Raw genomic sequence first — 19,840 nt, forward strand, 5'->3', positions numbered from 1 at the left:
TTCATTAAATATGGTCGGGGTAGGGGGATTCGAACTCCCGACATCCTGCTCCCAAAGCAGGCGCGCTACCGGACTGCGCTATACCCCGGAATGCGCATCGCAAAACCGATGCACATTGACATCATGACGAACCGAAACTACTGTTCGCCTCAGACGGCTGCATGTCTACGGCAATTTCTAAGTGCGCCAACACTTTCCAAAACCGTAAAACCGCCTCTAATCAGAGCTAGAACCTCTGATTCTAAGATTTGATTCCAGCGTCAACTGGTCTCAAAAATGGTGGGTCGTGTGGGATTCGAACCTACGACCAATTGGTTAAAAGCCAACTGCTCTACCAACTGAGCTAACGACCCAAATATGGTCGGGGTAGGGGGCCAGGACTCGAACCTGGGACCCAATGATTAACAGTCATTTGCTCTACCGACTGAGCTATCACGGAACTACATATTTCAAAGTTACTGCTGTGTTGCTTCCTCTTCGACCCTGTCCGTATCGCTACGTTAGCGTCTCTGAGGCGCGCTATTCTACAATCTTAAAAACCCCTGTCAACCCTTTAAATTGCTTTTAAGACAATGATTTGCGCTTCTTTCTGATTTCTTCTTGGGGAGAAGAAACCCGTGGGCTGACGTTGCTGCGGGGCGCACTTTACAAGCCTTTGCCTTACAGTTCAACGCCCTATCGAAAAAAAAGGCCCCGCAATGCGGGGCCTTCTCTGGTTGCGCCAAGCGCAGGCCTTAATGGAAGACGATTTCGTCGTCTTTCACCGTCGCCGTGACGCGGGTGCCAGGCATAAAGCTGCCCGACAGGATCAGCTGCGCCAGTGGGTTCTCGATCCAGCGCTGGATCGCACGTTTGAGTGGCCGTGCGCCATACACTGGGTCGTAACCGACCGCGATCAGCTTGTCCAACGCTTCGCTGCTCAACTCCAGGTCCAACTCGCGCTCAGCCAGACGGCTACGCAGGCGGCCCAACTGAATTTCGGTAATGCCCGCGATCTGATCCCGCGCCAGAGGCTCGAAGATCACCACTTCGTCGACCCGGTTGATGAATTCCGGACGGAAGTGCGTGGTCAACGCATCCATCACCGCCGCACGCTGGGCTTCACGATCACCCACCAATTCCTGGATCTGAGCCGAGCCCAGGTTGGAGGTCATCACGATCACCGTATTGCGGAAGTCCACCGTGCGCCCGTGGCTGTCCGTCAAGCGACCATCTTCCAGCACCTGCAGCAAGATGTTGAACACATCCGGGTGCGCCTTCTCGACCTCATCCAGCAGGATCACCGAGTAAGGCTTGCGCCGTACGGCTTCGGTCAGATAACCGCCCTCTTCGTAACCCACATAGCCTGGTGGCGCACCGATCAGACGAGCCACCGAGTGTTTCTCCATGAATTCGGACATATCGATCCGCACCATGGCCTCTTCAGTATCAAAGAGGAACTCGGCCAGGGCCTTGCACAACTCGGTCTTACCCACACCGGTTGGGCCGAGGAACATGAACGAGCCGCTTGGACGGTTCGGGTCGGACAAACCTGCCCGGGAACGCCGTACCGCGTTGGACACCGCCACCACTGCCTCTTCCTGGCCGATGACGCGCTGATGCAACAGGCTTTCCATCTTCAGCAACTTGTCGCGCTCGCCTTCGAGCATCTTCGACACGGGAATACCGGTCCACTTGGAGACCACTTCGGCAATTTCTTCCTCGGTCACCTTGCTGCGCAGCAACTGGTTCTCAGGCTTGCCGTGCTGGTCAACCATCTGCAGGCTGCGCTCCAGGTCCGGGATCACCCCGTACTGCAACTCGGCCATGCGGTTCAGGTCGCCTTTACGGCGCGCCGCTTCCAGTTCCTGACGGGACTGCTCGATCTTTTGCTGGATCTGCGCCGAACCCTGTACTTCGGCTTTTTCCGAGGTCCAGATTTCTTCGAGGTCCGAATACTCGCGTTCCAGGCGAACAATTTCTTCCTGGAGTTTTTCCAGACGCTTCTTGGCCGCTTCGTCTTCTTCTTTCTTCAGCGCCTGGGATTCGACTTTCAGTTGAATCAGACGCCGATCCAGGCGATCAAGCACTTCCGGCTTGGAATCGATCTCCATACGGATGCGGCTTGCCGCTTCGTCGATCAGGTCGATAGCCTTGTCCGGCAACTGACGATCAGTGATATAGCGATGGCTCAACTTGGCCGCCGCGATGATCGCACCGTCGGTAATAGCCACCTTATGGTGGACCTCATAGCGCTCTTTCAGGCCCCGCAGGATCGCGATGGTGTCTTCTTCGCTGGGTTCTTCCACCAGAACTTTCTGGAAGCGACGCTCAAGGGCTGCGTCCTTTTCGATGTACTGACGGTATTCGTTAAGCGTAGTTGCACCGACGCAGTGCAACTCACCCCGCGCCAAGGCGGGCTTGAGCATATTGCCGGCGTCCATGGAGCCTTCGCCCTTACCGGCGCCGACCATGGTGTGCAATTCGTCGATAAACAGAATGATCTGCCCTTCCTGCTTCGACAATTCGTTAAGCAAGGATTTCAAGCGCTCTTCGAACTCACCCCGGAACTTGGCTCCGGCAATCAGCGAGCCCATATCCAGAGACAGCAGGCGCTTGCCTTTGAGGCCGTCCGGCACTTCACCATTAATGATGCGCTGAGCCAGGCCCTCGGCAATCGCGGTTTTACCCACGCCAGGTTCACCGATCAACACCGGGTTGTTCTTGGTGCGACGTTGCAATACCTGAATGGTGCGACGGATTTCGTCGTCACGGCCAATCACCGGGTCCAGCTTGCCTTCTTCGGCACGCTTGGTCAGGTCGACGGTGTATTTGTCCAGGGCCTGGCGCGACTCCTCGTGGTTGGGGTCGTTCACCGCTTCGCCGCCACGCAGGTTGTTGATGGCGTTTTCCAGGGCCTTTTTGCTCACGCCCTGGCCCAGCAACAACTTGCCGAGCTTGCTGTTGTCGTCCATGGCGGCGAGCAACACCAATTCACTGGAGATGAACTGGTCACCTTTCTGCTGGGCCAGGCGGTCGGCCTGGTTGAGCAGGCGCGCCAGATCCTGGGACATATTCACGTCCCCGGTGGGATTCTGGATTTTCGGCAGTTGGTCGAGCTCTTTGCTCAACTCCTTGCGCAGGCTGTTGACGTCAAAGCCCACCTGCATCAGCAAGGGTTTGATAGAACCACCCTGCTGTTCCAGGAGTGCCTGCATCAAGTGTGCAGGTTCGATGGCCGGGTGGTCGAGGCCCACTGCCAAAGATTGAGAGTCGGACAACGCCAACTGTAATTTGCTGGTTAAACGATCAATACGCATTAGTCACCTTCCTTTTGAGCAGGCCGGAGCTATGAACAAACACATCCTGAATGAAGAAACCTGCCAGATACCCTTATAGATGGGGTGGATTCTGGGCGTTTCAAGCGGCAGACGGTTGATACAGGTCAGGACAGTCTAGCGTTCAAGCCAGATAAGGGAGGCGAATCGGCCCGTACGTGGGCTTCGGCGATAAGAAAAGAAACGCGGGTCGGTCACAGTGCACAAACCGCCACCATACACAGCGCTAACACCGCGCGCGGCCAGACGCAGGCGCGCCAGCTGGTAAATGTCGGCCAGGTACTTGCCAGGGTTGTGGCTGGGAACAAAGGCCTCAGCGGTGGCACGCAGTTGCTGCATGAACACTTCACGCACTTCCGGGCCGACCTCAAAGGCTTGTGGGCCAATGGCAGGGCCGAGCCAGACCAGAACGTCTTCGGGTGCGCTATCCAGGCTTTCGAAAGCGGCCTCCAGCACGCCGGCCGCCAAACCACGCCAACCGGCATGGGCTGCGGCAACCCGGGTGCCCGCTCGATCACAGAACAGCGCAGGCAGGCAATCAGCGGTCATGGCTGTGCAGGCGATGCCAGCGGTGCTGGTCCAACTACCGTCAGCCTCGACAGTACGGCCCGGATCGGCCTCAACCACGCGAGTACCATGGACTTGACGCAACCAGGCAGGCTGGATATCGAAGGCCTCACTCAGGCGACGGCGATTCTCAAGGACGGCCTCGAGGCTGTCCTCGACATGATCACCCAGGTTGAGGCTGTCGAACGGCGCCAGGCTGACGCCGCCCGCACGGGTGGTGACGCAGGCTTTTACCCGAGCCGGCGCGGGCCAGTCAGGTATCAGCCAGTCACTCATCCGACAAACGCCTCGCGATCCTGCTTGAGCAGCGACAGCAGCCAGACCAGATCGTCTGGCAGTGGCGATTCCCAGCTCATGCGCTTACCGCTCGTCGGATGATCCAGTTCCAGGAAGCGTGCATGCAGTGCCTGGCGCGGGAACGTCTTGAGCGACTCAACCATGGTCTGGCTGGCCGCCGGCGGAATACGGAAGCGGCCACCGTAGGCCGGGTCGCCGACCAACGGGAAGTTGATGTGCGCCATGTGCACGCGAATCTGGTGGGTACGCCCGGTTTCCAGCTTGACCCGCACATGGGTGTGGGAACGGAAACGCTCCAGCACACGGTAGTGGCTGACGGCCTGCTTGCCACCTTCCATCACCGCCATACGCTGGCGCTGCTGGCCGTGACGACCAATGGGTGCGTTGATTTTGCCACCGGCCACAACGACGCCGATCACAATGCACTCATAGATGCGGCTGACGCTCCGGCTCTGCAATTGCGTAACCAGTTGCGTCTGCGCCTGAATGGTCTTGGCCACCACCATAAGGCCGGTGGTGTCCTTGTCCAGACGGTGAACAATGCCGCAGCGCGGCACATTGATGATGTCCGGCACGTGGTGCAACAGGGCATTGAGCAAGGTGCCATCAGCGTGCCCGGCGGCCGGGTGAACCACCAGGCCTGCGGGTTTGTTGATGACCAGGATGTCGTCGTCTTCATAGACGATATCCAGCTCGATGTCCTGAGCAACCCATTCTCCCTGGGCTTCCTGCTCGGCAGTCAGCTCAAGAATCGCACCGCCATGGACTATGTCTCGCGGGCGGATAACCGCTCCATCCACAGTCAGGCGGCCGTCTTTGATCCAGGCGGAAAGGCGCGAGCGCGAGTGCTCAGCGAATAATTGTGCGGCGACTTGATCGAGGCGTTGGCCGCCCAATTCGGACGGCACCTCTGCGCGAAGTTCAATTTTATCGGACATGCTCAGACTAGGCGTGGCGTAGCCTTTGGTTTCGGCTGCGCGCTTGTGGTTAAATACGGCGTCTTTTGCCCCGAGGCTTTCAACGGGGCGCTCATCATAACAGGACGGCCCCGCCCAAGACAGCGGCCGTCATAGGGACGCAAGCCGCCATGCAAGTGAAACACCTGCTGCTGATCGCCATCCTCGCCATGACTGCTGCTTGCTCGTCAACAAAGGACGTCGTCGACGAAAACCTGAGCGAAGTCGAGCTGTACCAGCAAGCTCAGACAGACTTGGACAATAATAGCTTCACCAGCGCCACAGCGAAGCTGAAGGCATTGGAGTCGCGTTACCCGTTCGGCCGCTATGCCGACCAGGCCCAGCTTGAGCTGATCTACGCCAACTACAAGAACGCCGAGCCGGAAGCTGCCAAGTCCGCTGCCGAGCGTTTCATCCGCCTGCACCCGCAGCACCCGAACGTGGATTACGCCTACTACATGAAGGGCCTGACCTCGTTCGACCAGGATGTTGGCCTGCTGGCGCGCTTCCTGCCGCTGGACATGACCAAGCGCGACCCGGGTGCTGCCCGTGACTCCTATAACGAGTTCGCCCAGCTGACCAGCCGCTACCCCAACAGCCGCTACGCGCCGGACGCCAAGCAGCGCATGATCTACTTGCGCAACCTGCTGGCTTCGTACGAGATCCACGTGGCCCACTACTACCTGACCCGTCAGGCTTATGTGGCCGCCGCCAACCGTGGCCGCTACGTGGTGGAAAACTTCCAGGAAACCCCGTCCGTGGGTGACGGCCTGGCCGTGATGACCGAGGCTTACCAGCGTCTGCACCTGGACACACTGGCGACGACCAGCCTGGAAACCCTGAAGCTCAACTACCCCGACCACCCTAGCCTGAAAGACGGCCAGTTCGTGCCTCAGGTTGCCGAAGCGGACAACCGTTCGTGGCTGAGCAAGTACACCCTGGGCCTGATCGAGTCCCGTCCACCACTGCCGCCGGGTGAAACTCGCGCCAACCAGGACGTGATCAAGATGTACCAGGACGCCAAGGACGCTATTCCTTCGGATCTCAAGCCGCACGACGAGAACGGTGACGTGATCGAAGAAGAAGAGCCGCAAGCCCTGGGCAACAACCAGGACCGCTCGTGGTTCAGCTACATGACCTTCGGTGTGTTCGACTGATTGTTCGACGCAACGCAAAAGGGAGCTCTGAAGGAGCTCCCTTTTTTATGAGCGAGTATTTATTGCCCTGTGCGCCCGTGACCACCTTGGCTAAACTGGCGCATTCCTTGTCGAGAAACTGCCCATCATGCTTCGTCTACTGTTCTGGATTGCCGTCATTGCTGCCGCGGTATGGTTCTGGCGCAAATTCAAAAAAAATGCCTCCCATCAGCAACGGCCTGCCGAACCGGATGCGGCCCTGATGGTGCGTTGCGCCCACTGTGGCGTGCACCTGCCGCAGGACCGCGCACTGAGTTCACGCCAGGAATGGTACTGCACCCAGGCGCATCTGGAAAAAGGGCCAAAGTCTATTCAGCGTTGAGGCGACCTGCGGGGGCGTAAGGCGCTGGATCGATGATCGGAGCCCGCGCCAGCAGCAAGTCGGTGAACAACTGGCAAGATGCCGGTGCGAGTACCAGACCATTGCGGTAATGCCCGCAATTGAGCCACAACCCCTTGAAGCCAGGGACCTCACCGATAAACGGTATACCTTCGGGGGAGCCAGGCCGTAAACCGGCCCAATGCCCGACCACCTCGGCGTCCGCCAAGGCGGGAATCAGTTCCAGCGCAGACGCCTTGAGGCTTTCCAGCGCGGTGTCGGTTGGCGTCTTGTCGAATCCTTCATGCTCCAACGTGCTGCCGATCAGGATGTGCCCATCCCGCCGGGGAATCGCATAACGCCCCTTGGCCAGGACCATGCTGGATAAAAAGTCGGACGCGCATTTGTACAGGATCATTTGGCCTTTGACCGGCTCCACGGGTAGCCCCAAGCCCAGCGTACCCAACAATTGTCCGCTCCAGGCGCCGGCCGCGAGCACCACCTGATCCCCCAAAACCTGGCCCGTAGCGGTATTCACACCCACCACCCTGCCGTCGCCGAGCACAAAACCCGACACATCGCATTGCTCGCAAATCGTCACGTTCGGCAACGCCAGCAGGGCCGCCTTCAGTGATTTGACCAGGCGCGGGTTGCGTACGTTGGCCACATCGGCCATGTAGATCGCCTGAGTATAGCCACCCCCCAACACCGGCACCGCGTCATGGGCCGCAGATACGTCCACCTTGCTCAACGGTCTCCCTTCACGGGCAGCCCAGGCCAGTGCTTGCGCTTCGTCATCCAGGTCGAGCCAATACAACCCCGTGGTATGTACCTCTGGATCGACGCCGGTCGCTGCAAACAGCCGTTGCGCCAGTTGCGGGTAAAAATCCTGGGACCAATGGGCCAAGGCAGTGACCGCCTGGCTATAGCGCCACGGGTACAACGGCGAGACAATCCCACCGCCCGCCCAGGAAGACTCTTGCCCAAGCCCACCGCGCTCCAGCAGCGTGACCGCCTGGCCCTCACTGGCGAGGTTGTACGCCGTCAACAGCCCGATTACTCCGCCGCCGACAATCACCACTTGCTGTTGCTTAGCCATCATTTGATCCAGCCGATAAACAGGGAAAGGCGCGCCCGGCGCCCACGCTTCAAGTACGCTCATCCTTGCCCCCAGCAGACCTTGGGCGACATTTCAGGCCCTGCTCCCGGGTTGCCGCGCATACCGGTGCTGGTCAAGCTGAATGCTGCGCATGCGTCGTTCGCCATGACCGAGTCCGCAGCGGGAGTGGCGAGCAGGTCAAAATCCTGAGGGTTGAGGACGGCACTGATTCTATAATGATCATTGCCCGCGCTGACGTCGCCTGCATCAATAAAAGTGCCATTCCTCGTATAAGAACGCTCCAGGTGCTGGGCCTGTTCGCTCAACAACGCGACGATCTGCGCCCGATACACCTTCTTCACCTGGCAGAGGTACCCGGGATACGCAATCCCGGCCAGCAACGCGATGATCGCCACGACGATCAGTAACTCAATCAGGGTAAAACCCTGGCTCTCCTTGCCCATCCGATTGCTCCTTATTGAAGTTGCCGCCATAAGACCCGTCGAAACTTGACGCGGCCGCCCTCCTCCACCCGTGCATAGACCGTCTCCAGCACTGTGCGCGTTTGCCCCGCAAGCCCGACCGAGGTGACACGAAAAAGTGTGCCTAAGGTTTGGGGGGGTAAATGAGCAAGCCCTGCACCTTTCCCAAGAGATTGAATGCCATAAAACCCATCCTTCAAGGCGAGCCAGGTGACCGCCGAGACCGGGTTCGTCCCGGCCGCCGTCAAGGAAGACGCTTCAGCAGGCGGCGCACAACGGATGATCGAGTGGCAGACAGGCATCGCCTGGCCAACCTTTTGCACGGTCGACTCCCCCAATCTCAGGCCGCTTTCGGCAGATTGAAACGATTGATTGCGATGCCACAGGCTGCTCGCGACTTTTTGCTGGGAGACCGCAGCCTGTATTGATGACAGTCCCACTTGCGACAGCACCAACAGGAACACCAGACTGATCAGCAGCACCATCCCGGTCTGCCGTACATGAATGCCGCCATGCATGATCATTGCCCCTACCCCAGCCGATTTCGCAGTGCCGCCACGACACTATAGGTCTGGTCCTTCACCCGCCCAGCGGGGTCTTGAAGGGTCATGAGGATGCGCACGCTACGTATCAGCGACTCATCGGCGGGATGGCTGTCATAGCGCTCCACAACTGTTGATGCCGAGGTGGCTGCCATGCCGAAGCTGACGTCGAATGCCCTTACGTTATCCATCAATACCGCCCTGGCCGGCGCCGCCGGGGTACTGATCTTCAACTGGCCCGATTCGTAGGTGTAGGTAAGTTGGCGTATGCCAAAGCGAAGTTGGCCGGGCTCGGCGCCGGGTGGCGTGCCTGCATAAGCCCTGGCCGCCTCCTTGCAGTCGGACAACACTGTCCAGTCAGGCCTGCCGACGCCATCGCCGACATTCGCGGTCACCAGCGTCAGTGACTTCGCACTCCCTGCCGCTTCCCAGCTTATCGGCCGATCAAAGGCAACCGGAGCATTGTCGATAGCCGCCACGGCCAAACACCCCAGCATGCCCGCCTGGCGAATATCCTGGGTGATCTTGCTCAGCACAAAGCGCGCATCATCCTGCAGCACCATGGCGGCCTGCTGGCTGGCATGGGTCAATCGCGAGCTGATCAGTATCTGGCTTGCCCCCAGTATCATGACCAACCCGATGGCGAGCGCCAGCAACACTTCCACCAGGCTGAAACCTCGCCCAAGACGCTTCATTGCGACACTCCCTGTTCATTGCTGATGCGACTGGTCAGGGTGAAGGTTTCCCGCGCCCCAGGGCGATTTGCTGCCCGAGCATCCGCCCAACTGATGCTGATGGTGACCTCGTGCCCGTTCACCACCACTGATCCTTTGGCATCCTCGCCGGCAAAACCCATGATATTGGCTTCGAAATCGTGCAGGTCCAGGTCACGTACGCTGGCGGTGGCAATGCTGGGTGGCGCCAGCTCCGCCCGGCCCCATGTGTAATCGGCGCCAGCATTGCTGCGAATGCGGTCGAGCATGTCGTAGGCAATAAAACTGGCTTGGCTGGTCATCCTGGCGCTGTTGGTGTACTTGAGCGCGTTGAGTTGCAGCACCGCAGCGCCCATCAGGCCGATCGCCAAAATCAACAGCGCGACCAGCACCTCGACCAGTGTCATGCCGGATTGGCGCAAGTGCGCAACGCGCAGGAATCGGTTCTGGCAGGCAGGCATTTCCGTCGTCATCCATGTCGAAGGCCGGAGAAAAAAGCAGGCAAGGCCTGCTGTGCGACCCAAGACTAGCGTCGGTTTTCGAGCGGCGCTGCTCCCGGAACAAAGGGAAATACTTTGGACATAATGGCCATCATCCAGCGCCAAGGACCAAGCGCTATACCTAGAAAACCCACTCGTGCCCATGGAGGGAACGCACATGAAACAAAAAGGATTCACCCTGATTGAAATGCTGCTGGGGCTGATCGTCACCAGTTTTCTCGCGCAACTGGCCGTACCCGGTTTCAAGGGCTTGCTTGAATCGCAACAACGACAAAACGCGGCCCAAGCACTCGCCTCCGGGCTGCGCTACGCACGCACCGAGGCCATCGCGCGCAACCGGGCGGTGGTCATTCATGCAAAGGACGAGGACTGGAGCCTGGGATGGCGCGTGATACTGGATGTGAGTGGGCGCGGCCACCTGGATGACGACAATCCAGTATTGCTGGAGCGCGAGGGCAATGGGCGCGTGTCGGTGGCCGGGAATGGCCCGGTTACGAGCCAGGTGCGCTTCAGCGGCCTGGGGGAGCCGGTGTTTGCCGGCGGGGGATTTCGTGCCGGCACCGTACATGTGTGTGACAAGGACCAGGCACAGAGCCTGTATCAGATCGTGCTGGCCCCCAGCGGGCGCATCAGCCTGCGCAGTGACAAGACCGAACAGGCATTATGCCGAGGCTATTCCAGCACCCTGGCCGTCAGAGCAGCGAGCGGACCCGCAGTTCCTTGGGCATGGAGAACGTGATGTTTTCTTCACGGCCCGCCAGCTCGTCGGCGCCGGTGGCACCCCAGGCTTGCAACTGTTGGATCACACCGCGCACCAGTACTTCCGGAGCGGAGGCGCCCGCCGTGATGCCGATACGCTCGACACCGTCGAACCAGCTGCGCTGCATATCTTCGGCGCCGTCGATCAGGTACGCCGGTGTGGCCATGCGCTCGGCCAGCTCGCGCAGGCGGTTGGAGTTGGAACTGTTAGGGCTGCCGACCACCAGCACTACATCGCATTCGTCCGCCAGTTGCTTGACCGCATCCTGGCGGTTTTGCGTGGCGTAGCAGATGTCATCCTTGCGGGGGCCGCCAATAGCAGGAAACCGCGTGCGCAGGGCGTCGATGACGCGGCTGGTATCGTCCATGGACAAGGTGGTCTGGGTGACGAAAGCCAGACGATCAGGGTTGTGTACCTGCAAGTTGGCAACGTCTTTTTCGTCTTCCACCAGGTAGATGGCGCCGCCGTTGCTGGCGTCGTACTGGCCCATGGTGCCTTCGACCTCCGGGTGACCGGCATGGCCGATCAGGATGCATTCGCGACCGTCGCGGCTATAACGGGCCACCTCGATGTGCACCTTGGTCACCAGCGGGCAGGTGGCATCGAACACTTTAAGGCCACGGCCAGCCGCTTCGGTACGCACGGCCTGGGACACGCCATGGGCACTGAAGATGACGATAACGTCGTCGGGTACCTGATCGAGTTCTTCGACAAAGATCGCACCGCGTGCGCGCAGGTCTTCGACCACGAACTTGTTATGCACGACTTCGTGGCGCACATAAATCGGCGGCCCGAAGACCTCCAGGGCGCGGTTGACGATTTCGATCGCCCGGTCCACGCCAGCGCAGAAGCCACGGGGGTTGGCGAGTTTGATTTGCATGCTGTGCCTCGTGCCTTGCAGGCCAAGAAATTGGATCAACTCAGCTCTATAGAATAAGCATCTGTGGGAGCGGGCTTGCCCGCGATGCAAACGACTCGATGTATCAGATACACCTAGGTGATGCTATCGCAGGCAAGCCAGCTCCCACACAAGCCAGCCCCACAGGAACCGGTTTCGTCAGTTAGAGCGCTTTAACGTCGATGATTTCAACATCAAACGTCAAGGTTTTACCGGCCAACGGATGGTTGAAATCGATGGTCACTTGCGCATCATCGAAGGCTTTAACCACACCGGGCAATTCGGTATTGGCCGCATCATTGAAGATCACCAGCAAACCTTCCGACAGGTCCATACCTTCGAACTGCGAACGCGGGATGATCTGCACGTTTTGCGGGTTGGGTTGGCCGAAAGCGTTTTCCGGCAGGATCTGCAGGTTGCGCTTGTCGCCCGCCTTGAACCCGAACAATGCCGCTTCAAAACCAGGCAGCAGGTTACCGTCGCCAACCTTGAAGGTCGCCGGGGCTTTGTCGAAGGTGCTGTCGACCGTGTCGCCATTTTCCAGGCGCAATGCGAAATGCAAAGTGACTTCCGTGTTCTGGCCGATGCGTTGCTCAGCCAATACCTGATCAGTCATTGACGGTTTCTCCGGTTTTCTTGCTCTTGAACATATCCAGCGCCAGCATGATTGCACCAACGGTGATGGCGCTGTCGGCAAAGTTGAACGCCGGGAAGTAGTGGCGGTTCTGCCAATGCACCAGGATGAAGTCGATCACATGGCCCAGGGCGATGCGGTCATACAGGTTACCCAGCGCGCCGCCCAACACCAGGGCCAGCGCGATAGCCAGCCAGGTGTCGTCGCGGCCCAGGCGCTTGAGCCACACCACCAGCACGGCACTGACCACCACGGCGATCAGCGCGAACAGCCAGCGCTGCCAGCCACCGCCATCAGCGAGGAAGCTGAAGGCGGCACCCGTGTTATAGGCCAGGGTCCAGCTGAAGTAATCCGGGATCACCACGATTTGCTGGAACATTTCCAGGGAGCCCTCGAAGTGAGCCTTGCTGACCTGGTCAATGACCAGTACCAGCAGGCTCAGTACGAGCCAGCCCAGACGTCCGAAACGACTGGCTGTATTAGGCATAGTGACGAACCTCGCCTTCACCGCTGATGTTGTCGACACAACGACCACAGATTTCCGGGTGCTCAGGGTTCACGCCGACATCTTCACGGCAGTGCCAGCAACGGGCGCATTTAGGGAAGGCCGACTTCACCACCTTGAGCTTCAGGCCCGGCACCTCGGTGACCACGGCATCTGCCGGGGCCTGGGCGAAAGGTGCCAGGCTCGCGGTGGAGGTGATCAGTACGAAGCGCAGTTCGTTGCTCAGCTTGGCCAGGTCGGCAGTCAGGCCGTCCTCGGCAAACAAGGTGACTTCGGCTTGCAGGTTGCCGCCCACGGCCTTGGCCGCACGCTGAACTTCCAGCTCCTTGTTCACCGCAACCTTGACAGCCATGACGCCTTCCCAGTACTCGCGGCCCAGTTCGAAGTCGGCCGGCAGTTCGGTCAGGCCTTCGTACCAGGTGTTGAGCATGACCGACTCGTTACGCTCGCCCGGCAGGTATTCCCACAGCTCGTCGGCGGTGAACGCCAGGATCGGCGCGATCCAGCGCACCAGCGCTTCGATGATGTGGTACAGCGCGGTCTGCGCCGAACGGCGAGCCTTGCTGTTGGCGCCGGTGGTGTACTGGCGGTCCTTGATGATATCGAGGTAGAAACCGCCCAACTCCTGCACGCAGAAGTTGTGGATCTTGGAGTAGACGTTCCAGAAGCGGTATTCGCCGTAGTGTTCCTGCAACTCGCGCTGCAACAACAGGGTACGGTCCACGGCCCAACGGTCCAGCGCGAGCATGTCTTCGGCCGGCAGCAGGTCGGTGGCCGGGTTGAAACCGGTCAGGTTCGACAGCATGAAGCGCGCGGTATTGCGGATACGACGGTAGGCGTCGGCGCTGCGGGCCAGGATCTGGTCCGACACGGCGATTTCACCCGAATAATCGGTGGAAGCCACCCACAGACGCATGATGTCGGCGCCCAACGTATCGTTGATCTTTTTCGGCTCGATCACGTTCTTCAGCGATTTGGACATCTTGCGGCCCGTCTCGTCGACGGTGAAGCCGTGGGTCAGCAGCTCGCGGTACGGCGCGTGGTTGTCGATGGCGCAACCGGTCAGCAGCGACGAGTGGAACCAGCCACGGTGCTGGTCCGAACCTTCCAGGTACAGGTCGGCACGCGGGCCGGTCTCGTGGCCCATAGGGTGCGAACCGCGCAGCACGTGCCAGTGAGTGGTGCCCGAATCGAACCACACGTCGAGGGTGTCGCTGATCTTGTCGTACAGCGGCGCTTCATCGCCCAACAGCTCGGCGGCGTCCAGCTTGAACCAGGCTTCGATGCCTTCCTGTTCAACGCGCTGGGCCACGACTTCCATCAGCTCGACGGTGCGCGGGTGCAGCTCACCGCTTTCCTTGTTCAGGAAAAACGGGATCGGCACGCCCCAGTTACGCTGGCGGGAGATGCACCAGTCAGGACGGTTGGCGATCATCGAGTGCAGGCGCGCCTGGCCCCAGGCCGGGACGAACTTGGTGTCTTCGATGGCTTTGAGCGAGCGTACACGCAGGGTGTCGCCGCTGGTCGGCTCTTTGTCCATGCCGATAAACCACTGCGCCGTAGCGCGGTAGATCAGCGGGGTCTTGTGACGCCAGCAATGCATGTAGCTGTGCTGGATGGTGGCGGTTTGCATCAACGCACCGACTTCACGCAGCTTTTCGATGATCGGCTGGTCAGCCTTGAAGATGAACTGGCCACCGAAGAACTCGAGCGAAGGCACGTAGACGCCATTGCTCTGCACCGGGTTGATGATGTCATCGTTGACCATGCCGTACTTCTTGCAGATCACGAAGTCGTCCACCCCATAGGCAGGCGAGCAGTGGACAATGCCGGTACCCGAACCCAACTCGACGTAGTCAGCCAGGTACACCGGCGACAGACGGTCATAGAACGGGTGACGGAAGTTGATCAGCTCCAGCGCAGAACCAGTGGTGGTGGCGATCACCGAACCTTTTAGTTCGTAACGCGCCAGGCACGACTCGACCATTTCTTCGGCCAGCACCAGCAGGCGATCACCGACGTCCACCAGGGCGTAGGTGAATTCCGGGTGCACGTTCAGCGCCTGGTTGGCCGGGATGGTCCACGGGGTAGTGGTCCAGATCACGATGGCCGCTGGCTTGCTCAGGCTTGCCAGGCCAAAGGCCTCGGCCAGCTTGGCGTCGTCGGCGATCGGGAAGGCCACGTCGATGGTCGAGGACTTCTTGTCTTCGTACTCCACTTCCGCTTCGGCCAGGGCCGAACCGCAGTCGAAGCACCAGTTCACGGGCTTGAGGCCCTTGAACACGAAACCGCCCTTGACGATTTCAGCCAAGGCGCGGATTTCACCGGCCTCGTTCTTGAAGTTCATGGTCTTGTAGGGGTTGTCCCACTCGCCCAGCACGCCCAGGCGGATGAATTCGGACTTCTGGCCTTCGATCTGCTCAGTGGCGTAGGCACGGCACAGTTCGCGGGTCTTGTCCGCGCCCAGGTTCTTGCCGTAGGTCACTTCAACTTTATGCTCGATCGGCAGGCCATGGCAGTCCCAGCCCGGAACGTACGGCGCGTCAAAGCCCGACAGGGTTTTGGAGCGCAGGATCATGTCCTTGAGAATCTTGTTCAGCGCATGACCGATATGAATCGTGCCGTTGGCATAAGGAGGGCCGTCGTGCAGGACGAATTTCGGACGATCCTTGCCAATTTCGCGCAACTTTCCGTACAGGCCAATACTGTCCCAGCGCTGCAGGATCTGCGGTTCGCGCTGTGGCAGGCCGGCCTTCATTGGGAAGGCGGTGTCCGGAAGGTTTAGCGTGGCTTTATAGTCGGTCATTTAAGGCTCTTCGGTTAGCGATGGGCGCTAGGTGCGGCTAGTGCACGGGCGGCGGCGACATCCGCATTGATCGCCGTTTTCAACGCCTCCAGGGAGGCGAAACGCTGCTCTTCACGCAGCTTCTGGTGGAAAACCACCGTCAAACGCCGGTCGTATAAATCACCGGCAAAATCCAAAAGGTGAACTTCCAGGTGGGCCTTGCCATCACCTGCAACCGTGGGCCTGACGCCTATATTGGCGACTCCTGGCCACGATTGGCCGTCGATGTCGACGCTTACCAGGTAAACCCCGGTCAGCGGCACACGACGGCGCTTGAGTTGCACGTTGGCGGTTGGCGTGCCCAATTGGCGCGCCAGCTTCTGGCCGTGCAGTACCCGTCCGGCAATGCGGAACGGGCGACCGAGCAAACGCTCGGCCAGGTCGAAGTCGGCGGCGGCCAGGGCGTTACGCACCTGGGTGCTGCTCACGCGCAGGCCGTCCAGTTCGACGGTTTGCGCGGCTTCGACAGTGAAACCCTGATTGACGCCGGCATGTTGCAGGAAATCGAAATCCCCGACCCGGTCACAACCGAAATGGAAGTCGTCGCCGACCTCCAGGTGCTGTACACCCAAGCCGTCCACCAGGATGCGGTCGACGAACTCGGCGGCGCTGAGGCTGCGCAAACGCTGGTTGAATGCCAGGCAGAGGACACGGTCCACGCCCTCCTCCGCCAACAGTTGCAGCTTGTCCCGCAAGCGCGCCAAGCGGGCCGGCGCGGTTTCGGGGGTAAAGAACTCCCGCGGTTGTGGCTCAAAAATCACCACGCAGCTGGGCACGCCCAACTCGACCGCACGCTCGCGCAGCCGAGCCAGGATAGCCTGGTGGCCACGGTGAACACCGTCAAAATTGCCAATAGTGGCGACGCAGCCCCGATGCTCGGGGCGCAGGTTGTGGAGACCTCGAACCAGCTGCATAACGCGCTTCTTGCTCATAAAGTGGTCGATTATAACCACACCCAGCCCCGGACGACAGGCAACTGCGCAGGCCAAATGGGTCGAATCGATAAAACAACCGTTTTATCGCGGCAAAGTCTCTATCCCAACGACTTGCGATTGAAATCACGCAGGCGGAAACCCTGCAACAGCAACATCCCGAAGTACACCGCCACGCCCGCGACCACCAATACACCCAGGCGCATGAAGCGCTCCAGCATATTACCTTGGTCCCAGGCCGGCATGAGGTGCATCAGGGCAAAGAGCACAACCGACATCGCGGCGACCGCCACCAGCAGCTTGAGCGCAAACACGCCCCAGCCGGGCTGTGGTTGGTACATCTGCTGTTTACGCAATTGGTAAAACAGCAGGCCTGCGTTTATACATGCCCCCGCGCTGATCGCCAAAGCCAGGCCGGCGTGGGCCAGCGGGCCGATAAACACCAGGTTGAGCAGTTGAGTAACCACCAGGGTGAAAATCGCGATTTTCACCGGGGTACGGATGTTTTGCTGAGCGTAGAAGCCGGGCGCCAGCACTTTGATCACGATAATGCCGAGCAGACCGACGGAGTAGGCGACCAGCGCATGCTGGGTCATCAAGGCGTCATGGGCGTCGAACTGCCCGTATTGAAACAGCGAGACCGTCAACGGTTCGGCGAGGATGCCCAGGGCCAGGGCGCACGGCAACACCAGCAGAAAGCATAGGCGCAGGCCCCAATCGAGTATGCGTGAGTATTCCTGGCGATCCTTGCTGGCGTAGGTACGCGCCAGGGTCGGCAGCAGGATGGTGCCCAACGCCACGCCCAGCACACCGGATGGCAATTCCATCAGGCGGTCGGCGTAGTACATCCACGACACCGAGCCGGATACCAGCAACGAGGCGAACGCGGTGTTGATGATCAGGGAAATCTGACTGACCGACACCCCGAGGATCGCCGGCAGCATGTTGCGCATCACGCGCCAGACGCCGGAATCCTTGAGGTTCAAGCGCGGCAGTACAAGCATGCCGATTTTTTTCAGGTGCGGCAGCTGGTACAGCAACTGTGCCAGGCCGCCGGCCAGGACCGCCCAGCCCAGGGCCATGACGGGCGGATCGAAATACGGCGTAAGGAACAACGCAAAAATAATCATGCTGACGTTCAGCAAGGTCGGCACAAAGGCCGGTACCGAGAAACGATTCCAGGTATTGAGGATCGCCCCGGCGAGCGAAGACAGGGAAATCAGCAATATATAAGGAAAGGTCACCCGCAGCAGATCAGTGGTCAGCGCGAACTTTTCCGGCGTATTGGCAAAACCGGGCGCCGTGGCCCAGATCACCCAGGGCGCGGCGAGCATCCCGACGATGGTTACCAGCATCAGCACCAGCGTCAGCAAACCTGAGACGTAGGCGATGAACGTACGGGTCGCCTCCTCGCCATGCTGGGTCTTGTACTCGGCCAGAATCGGCACGAACGCCTGGGAAAACGCGCCTTCGGCAAAGATCCGCCGCAACAGGTTGGGCAGTTTAAAGGCAATAAAGAACGCATCCGTGGCCATGCTGGCGCCAAAGATGCGGGCCAGCAGGGTGTCACGCACGAACCCCAACACCCTGGAAATCATCGTGATAGAGCTGACGGCAGCCAACGATTTGAGCAGATTCATTGAAAGAGTTTGCGCCTATAGATAAAGAGCAGGCGAACTACGCGCCCACTTATGCGATACTGCGCGCCTGCAACAGCACAGAGCCAAAGCTCGCGAGTTTACAGGTCAAGCGCCGGAAATAAATCACCCGCCTCTTCAGATCGACCACTCAGCAGTTCGCATCAGCCGCCCTTGACAACCCGTCAAGTCATCGGCATGATTCGCGGCCTATTTTGTTTGCTATTTCCTAAAAAGTCTTTCGAGGAGCTCGACGGTGGCCAACACACCTTCCGCCAAAAAACGTGCAAAACAGGCTGAGAAGCGTCGCAGCCACAACGCCAGCCTGCGTTCCATGGTTCGCACCTACATCAAGAATGTAGTCAAAGCCATCGACACCAAAGACGCTGAAAAAGCTCAAGCAGCTTACGTTCTGGCTGTGCCTGTTATCGACCGTATGGCCGATAAAGGCATCATCCACAAGAACAAGGCCGCTCGCCATAAGAGCCGCCTGAATGGCCACATCAAGGCTCTGAGCGTTCCTGCTGCAGCCTAATTGGTAACAACTGCCACGTAGCCCAGGTTGCGTAACAGTTAAGAAATGCCCCGTACCGAAAGGTCCGGGGCATTTTTGTTTGCCCCCTGAAAACTGTAGGAGCGAGCTTGCTCGCGAAGATCGTTAACGATGACGCGGGAAGCCTGGCGCCCGAGGGGTTCTCAGGTTTTTCGCGAGCACGCTCGCGCCTACAGAAAGTTGACCGGGATATTCTCAAGGCAAAAAAACGCCCCGAACCAGTCGGGGCGTTTTTGATACCGATTGATCAAACCACAATCAATGGTGATGACCGCCTTCACCGTGGACGTGGCCGTGAGCCACTTCTTCCTGGGAAGCGTCGCGGATGGCCACGATCTTCACTTGGAAGTTCAGGCGCTGGCCAGCCAGAGGGTGGTTGCCGTCAACGGTAACGTCGTCGCCGTCCAGGTCGCGGATGGTGACGATCTGCATTTGGCCGTCCGGCGCGGAAGCGTGGAACTGCATGCCCACTTCCAGCTCATCAACACCTTCGAACATGCTGCGGCTCAAGGTGCTGACCAGTTCGGCGGAGTATTCGCCGTAGGCATCTTCAGGTTCTACGGCGACGGTCAGTTCGTCACCGACGTTCTTGCCTTCCAGAGCCTTTTCCAGGCCCGGGATGATGTTACCTGCGCCTTGCAGGTAAACCAGCGGCGCGCCGCCGGCGGAGCTGTCGATGACCTCACCAGCGTCGTTGGTCAGGGTATAGTCGATGGAGACAGCCTTGTTAGCGGCGATCGTCATGGGGCGAGACCTTTTGCATAAGAATGAAGAACGGACAAGTCTAAACAAGGATTTGCCCGAAAGCGAACGGAACCCGGACGGACGGGGCCGATCAACGGTCACGATCACAGGTTTTCATCAGGACGACGATGGCCACTGGGTGGCCGAGCTGTCCTGCGGCCACACCCAGCACCTGCGCCACCAGCCGCCCTGGCAGTCGCGCGCCTGGGTGCTCGACCCCGCGCAACGCCTTGAAAAAATAGGCCAGGCCTTTGCGTGCGGCTGGTGTGCGCAAGGGCACGAATAACGATAACCTTGGCGCCTGATTCGCGGTAGGCACTCACCCATAGAGCGCCACCAAGCCA

At 59.6% G+C, this 19,840-nt stretch carries 20 protein-coding genes and 3 tRNA genes; 5 read left to right on the forward strand and 18 right to left on the reverse strand.

Annotated features, from left to right (window positions below; genetic code table 11):
* Positions 1-11: 11 nt before the first annotated feature.
* The 6 genes from BOP96_RS17275 to rluD all read right to left on the reverse strand — a co-directional run bounded on the left by BOP96_RS17275 (position 12) and on the right by rluD (position 5,119).
* A tRNA-Pro gene (locus BOP96_RS17275) sits at positions 12-88 on the reverse strand.
* A gap of 189 nt (positions 89-277) precedes the next feature.
* Positions 278-353: transfer RNA gene (locus BOP96_RS17280), tRNA-Lys, on the reverse strand.
* Between the two features lie 20 nt (positions 354-373).
* Positions 374-431 (reverse strand) — tRNA-Asn (locus BOP96_RS17285).
* A gap of 303 nt (positions 432-734) precedes the next feature.
* On the reverse strand, positions 735-3,299 hold the full coding sequence (gene clpB / locus BOP96_RS17290) for an ATP-dependent chaperone ClpB (RefSeq protein ID WP_014716867.1): 2,565 nt from the start codon (positions 3,297-3,299) through the stop codon (positions 735-737).
* A 135-nt stretch (positions 3,300-3,434) separates the two neighbouring features.
* Positions 3,435-4,160, reverse strand: a complete 726-nt coding sequence (pgeF, locus tag BOP96_RS17295; RefSeq protein WP_019817499.1) for a peptidoglycan editing factor PgeF — start codon at positions 4,158-4,160, stop codon at positions 3,435-3,437.
* Positions 4,157-5,119: a 23S rRNA pseudouridine(1911/1915/1917) synthase RluD gene (gene rluD / locus BOP96_RS17300; RefSeq protein ID WP_003188422.1), complete on the reverse strand. Its 963-nt coding sequence runs from the start codon at positions 5,117-5,119 to the stop codon at positions 4,157-4,159. The genes pgeF and rluD overlap by 4 nt, the downstream gene beginning before the upstream one ends.
* A gap of 149 nt (positions 5,120-5,268) precedes the next feature.
* Here rluD and BOP96_RS17305 point away from each other — a divergent pair, with 149 nt between their 5' ends.
* Both BOP96_RS17305 and BOP96_RS17310 read left to right on the forward strand, forming a co-directional pair.
* The gene (locus BOP96_RS17305; protein ID WP_003188421.1) at positions 5,269-6,294 is read left to right on the forward strand and encodes an outer membrane protein assembly factor BamD; all 1,026 of its coding nucleotides are present in this window, start codon (positions 5,269-5,271) and stop codon (positions 6,292-6,294) included.
* Between the two features lie 127 nt (positions 6,295-6,421).
* The gene (locus BOP96_RS17310) at positions 6,422-6,655 is read left to right on the forward strand and encodes a PP0621 family protein (RefSeq protein WP_073453448.1); all 234 of its coding nucleotides are present in this window, start codon (positions 6,422-6,424) and stop codon (positions 6,653-6,655) included.
* Here BOP96_RS17310 and thiO read toward each other — a convergent pair.
* Genes thiO through pilV form a run of 5 tightly spaced genes read right to left on the reverse strand, consistent with a single transcriptional unit; the run spans position 6,642 to position 9,949 of the window.
* Positions 6,642-7,751 carry a glycine oxidase ThiO gene (gene thiO / locus BOP96_RS17315; protein ID WP_073453450.1) on the reverse strand — a complete coding sequence of 370 codons (1,110 nt, stop codon included), beginning with the start codon at positions 7,749-7,751 and terminating at the stop codon, positions 6,642-6,644. The genes BOP96_RS17310 and thiO overlap by 14 nt on opposite strands.
* Positions 7,752-7,810: 59 nt before the next feature.
* Positions 7,811-8,215, reverse strand: a complete 405-nt coding sequence (locus tag BOP96_RS17320) for a type IV pilin protein (protein WP_073453452.1) — start codon at positions 8,213-8,215, stop codon at positions 7,811-7,813.
* Positions 8,216-8,226: 11 nt separating this feature from the next.
* Positions 8,227-8,757 carry a pilus assembly PilX family protein gene (locus tag BOP96_RS17325; RefSeq protein ID WP_060766625.1) on the reverse strand — a complete coding sequence of 177 codons (531 nt, stop codon included), beginning with the start codon at positions 8,755-8,757 and terminating at the stop codon, positions 8,227-8,229.
* Positions 8,758-8,762: 5 nt separating this feature from the next.
* On the reverse strand, positions 8,763-9,470 hold the full coding sequence (locus BOP96_RS17330) for a PilW family protein (RefSeq protein ID WP_014716862.1): 708 nt from the start codon (positions 9,468-9,470) through the stop codon (positions 8,763-8,765).
* Positions 9,467-9,949, reverse strand: a complete 483-nt coding sequence (pilV, locus tag BOP96_RS17335; RefSeq protein WP_058410765.1) for a type IV pilus modification protein PilV — start codon at positions 9,947-9,949, stop codon at positions 9,467-9,469. Before pilV ends, BOP96_RS17330 begins: the two co-directional genes overlap by 4 nt.
* Positions 9,950-10,145: 196 nt before the next feature.
* Between pilV and BOP96_RS17340 the strand changes: the two genes are divergently transcribed.
* Positions 10,146-10,727 (forward strand): GspH/FimT family pseudopilin, encoded by a 582-nt coding sequence (locus BOP96_RS17340; protein WP_019817501.1) that lies wholly within the window; start codon positions 10,146-10,148, stop codon positions 10,725-10,727.
* Here BOP96_RS17340 and ispH read toward each other — a convergent pair.
* The 6 genes from ispH to murJ form a co-directional block, all read right to left on the reverse strand.
* Complete coding sequence (ispH, locus tag BOP96_RS17345) at positions 10,681-11,628, reverse strand: 4-hydroxy-3-methylbut-2-enyl diphosphate reductase (protein ID WP_003188409.1); 948 nt, start codon at positions 11,626-11,628, stop codon at positions 10,681-10,683. The two genes, BOP96_RS17340 and ispH, sit on opposite strands and share 47 nt — an antisense overlap.
* A 181-nt stretch (positions 11,629-11,809) precedes the next feature.
* Positions 11,810-12,247: an FKBP-type peptidyl-prolyl cis-trans isomerase gene (locus BOP96_RS17350; protein ID WP_169855857.1), complete on the reverse strand. Its 438-nt coding sequence runs from the start codon at positions 12,245-12,247 to the stop codon at positions 11,810-11,812.
* 7 nt (positions 12,248-12,254) lie between these two features.
* Complete coding sequence (gene lspA, locus BOP96_RS17355) at positions 12,255-12,767, reverse strand: signal peptidase II (RefSeq protein ID WP_014716859.1); 513 nt, start codon at positions 12,765-12,767, stop codon at positions 12,255-12,257.
* Positions 12,760-15,591 (reverse strand): isoleucine--tRNA ligase, encoded by a 2,832-nt coding sequence (gene ileS / locus BOP96_RS17360; RefSeq protein WP_073453454.1) that lies wholly within the window; start codon positions 15,589-15,591, stop codon positions 12,760-12,762. Before ileS ends, lspA begins: the two co-directional genes overlap by 8 nt.
* A gap of 14 nt (positions 15,592-15,605) precedes the next feature.
* On the reverse strand, positions 15,606-16,544 hold the full coding sequence (ribF, locus tag BOP96_RS17365) for a bifunctional riboflavin kinase/FAD synthetase (protein WP_003188404.1): 939 nt from the start codon (positions 16,542-16,544) through the stop codon (positions 15,606-15,608).
* A gap of 119 nt (positions 16,545-16,663) precedes the next feature.
* Positions 16,664-18,202: a murein biosynthesis integral membrane protein MurJ gene (gene murJ / locus BOP96_RS17370; protein ID WP_014716857.1), complete on the reverse strand. Its 1,539-nt coding sequence runs from the start codon at positions 18,200-18,202 to the stop codon at positions 16,664-16,666.
* Between the two features lie 253 nt (positions 18,203-18,455).
* Here murJ and rpsT point away from each other — a divergent pair, with 253 nt between their 5' ends.
* Positions 18,456-18,734, forward strand: a complete 279-nt coding sequence (gene rpsT / locus BOP96_RS17380) for a 30S ribosomal protein S20 (protein ID WP_003188401.1) — start codon at positions 18,456-18,458, stop codon at positions 18,732-18,734.
* A 276-nt stretch (positions 18,735-19,010) separates the two neighbouring features.
* Here the strand turns inward: rpsT and BOP96_RS17385 are convergent, their stop codons facing one another.
* Entirely contained in the window at positions 19,011-19,496 is a 486-nt protein-coding gene (locus BOP96_RS17385; RefSeq protein WP_003188398.1) for an FKBP-type peptidyl-prolyl cis-trans isomerase, read from the reverse strand.
* Here BOP96_RS17385 and BOP96_RS17390 point away from each other — a divergent pair.
* Positions 19,495-19,782, forward strand: a complete 288-nt coding sequence (locus tag BOP96_RS17390; RefSeq protein WP_102666761.1) for a DUF3565 domain-containing protein — start codon at positions 19,495-19,497, stop codon at positions 19,780-19,782. The genes BOP96_RS17385 and BOP96_RS17390 overlap by 2 nt on opposite strands.
* Positions 19,783-19,840 lie beyond the last annotated feature (58 nt).

Origin of the sequence: Pseudomonas sp. FSL W5-0203 (assembly GCF_001896155.1) — a bacterium.
Lineage (GTDB): Bacteria > Pseudomonadota > Gammaproteobacteria > Pseudomonadales > Pseudomonadaceae > Aquipseudomonas > Aquipseudomonas paracarnis.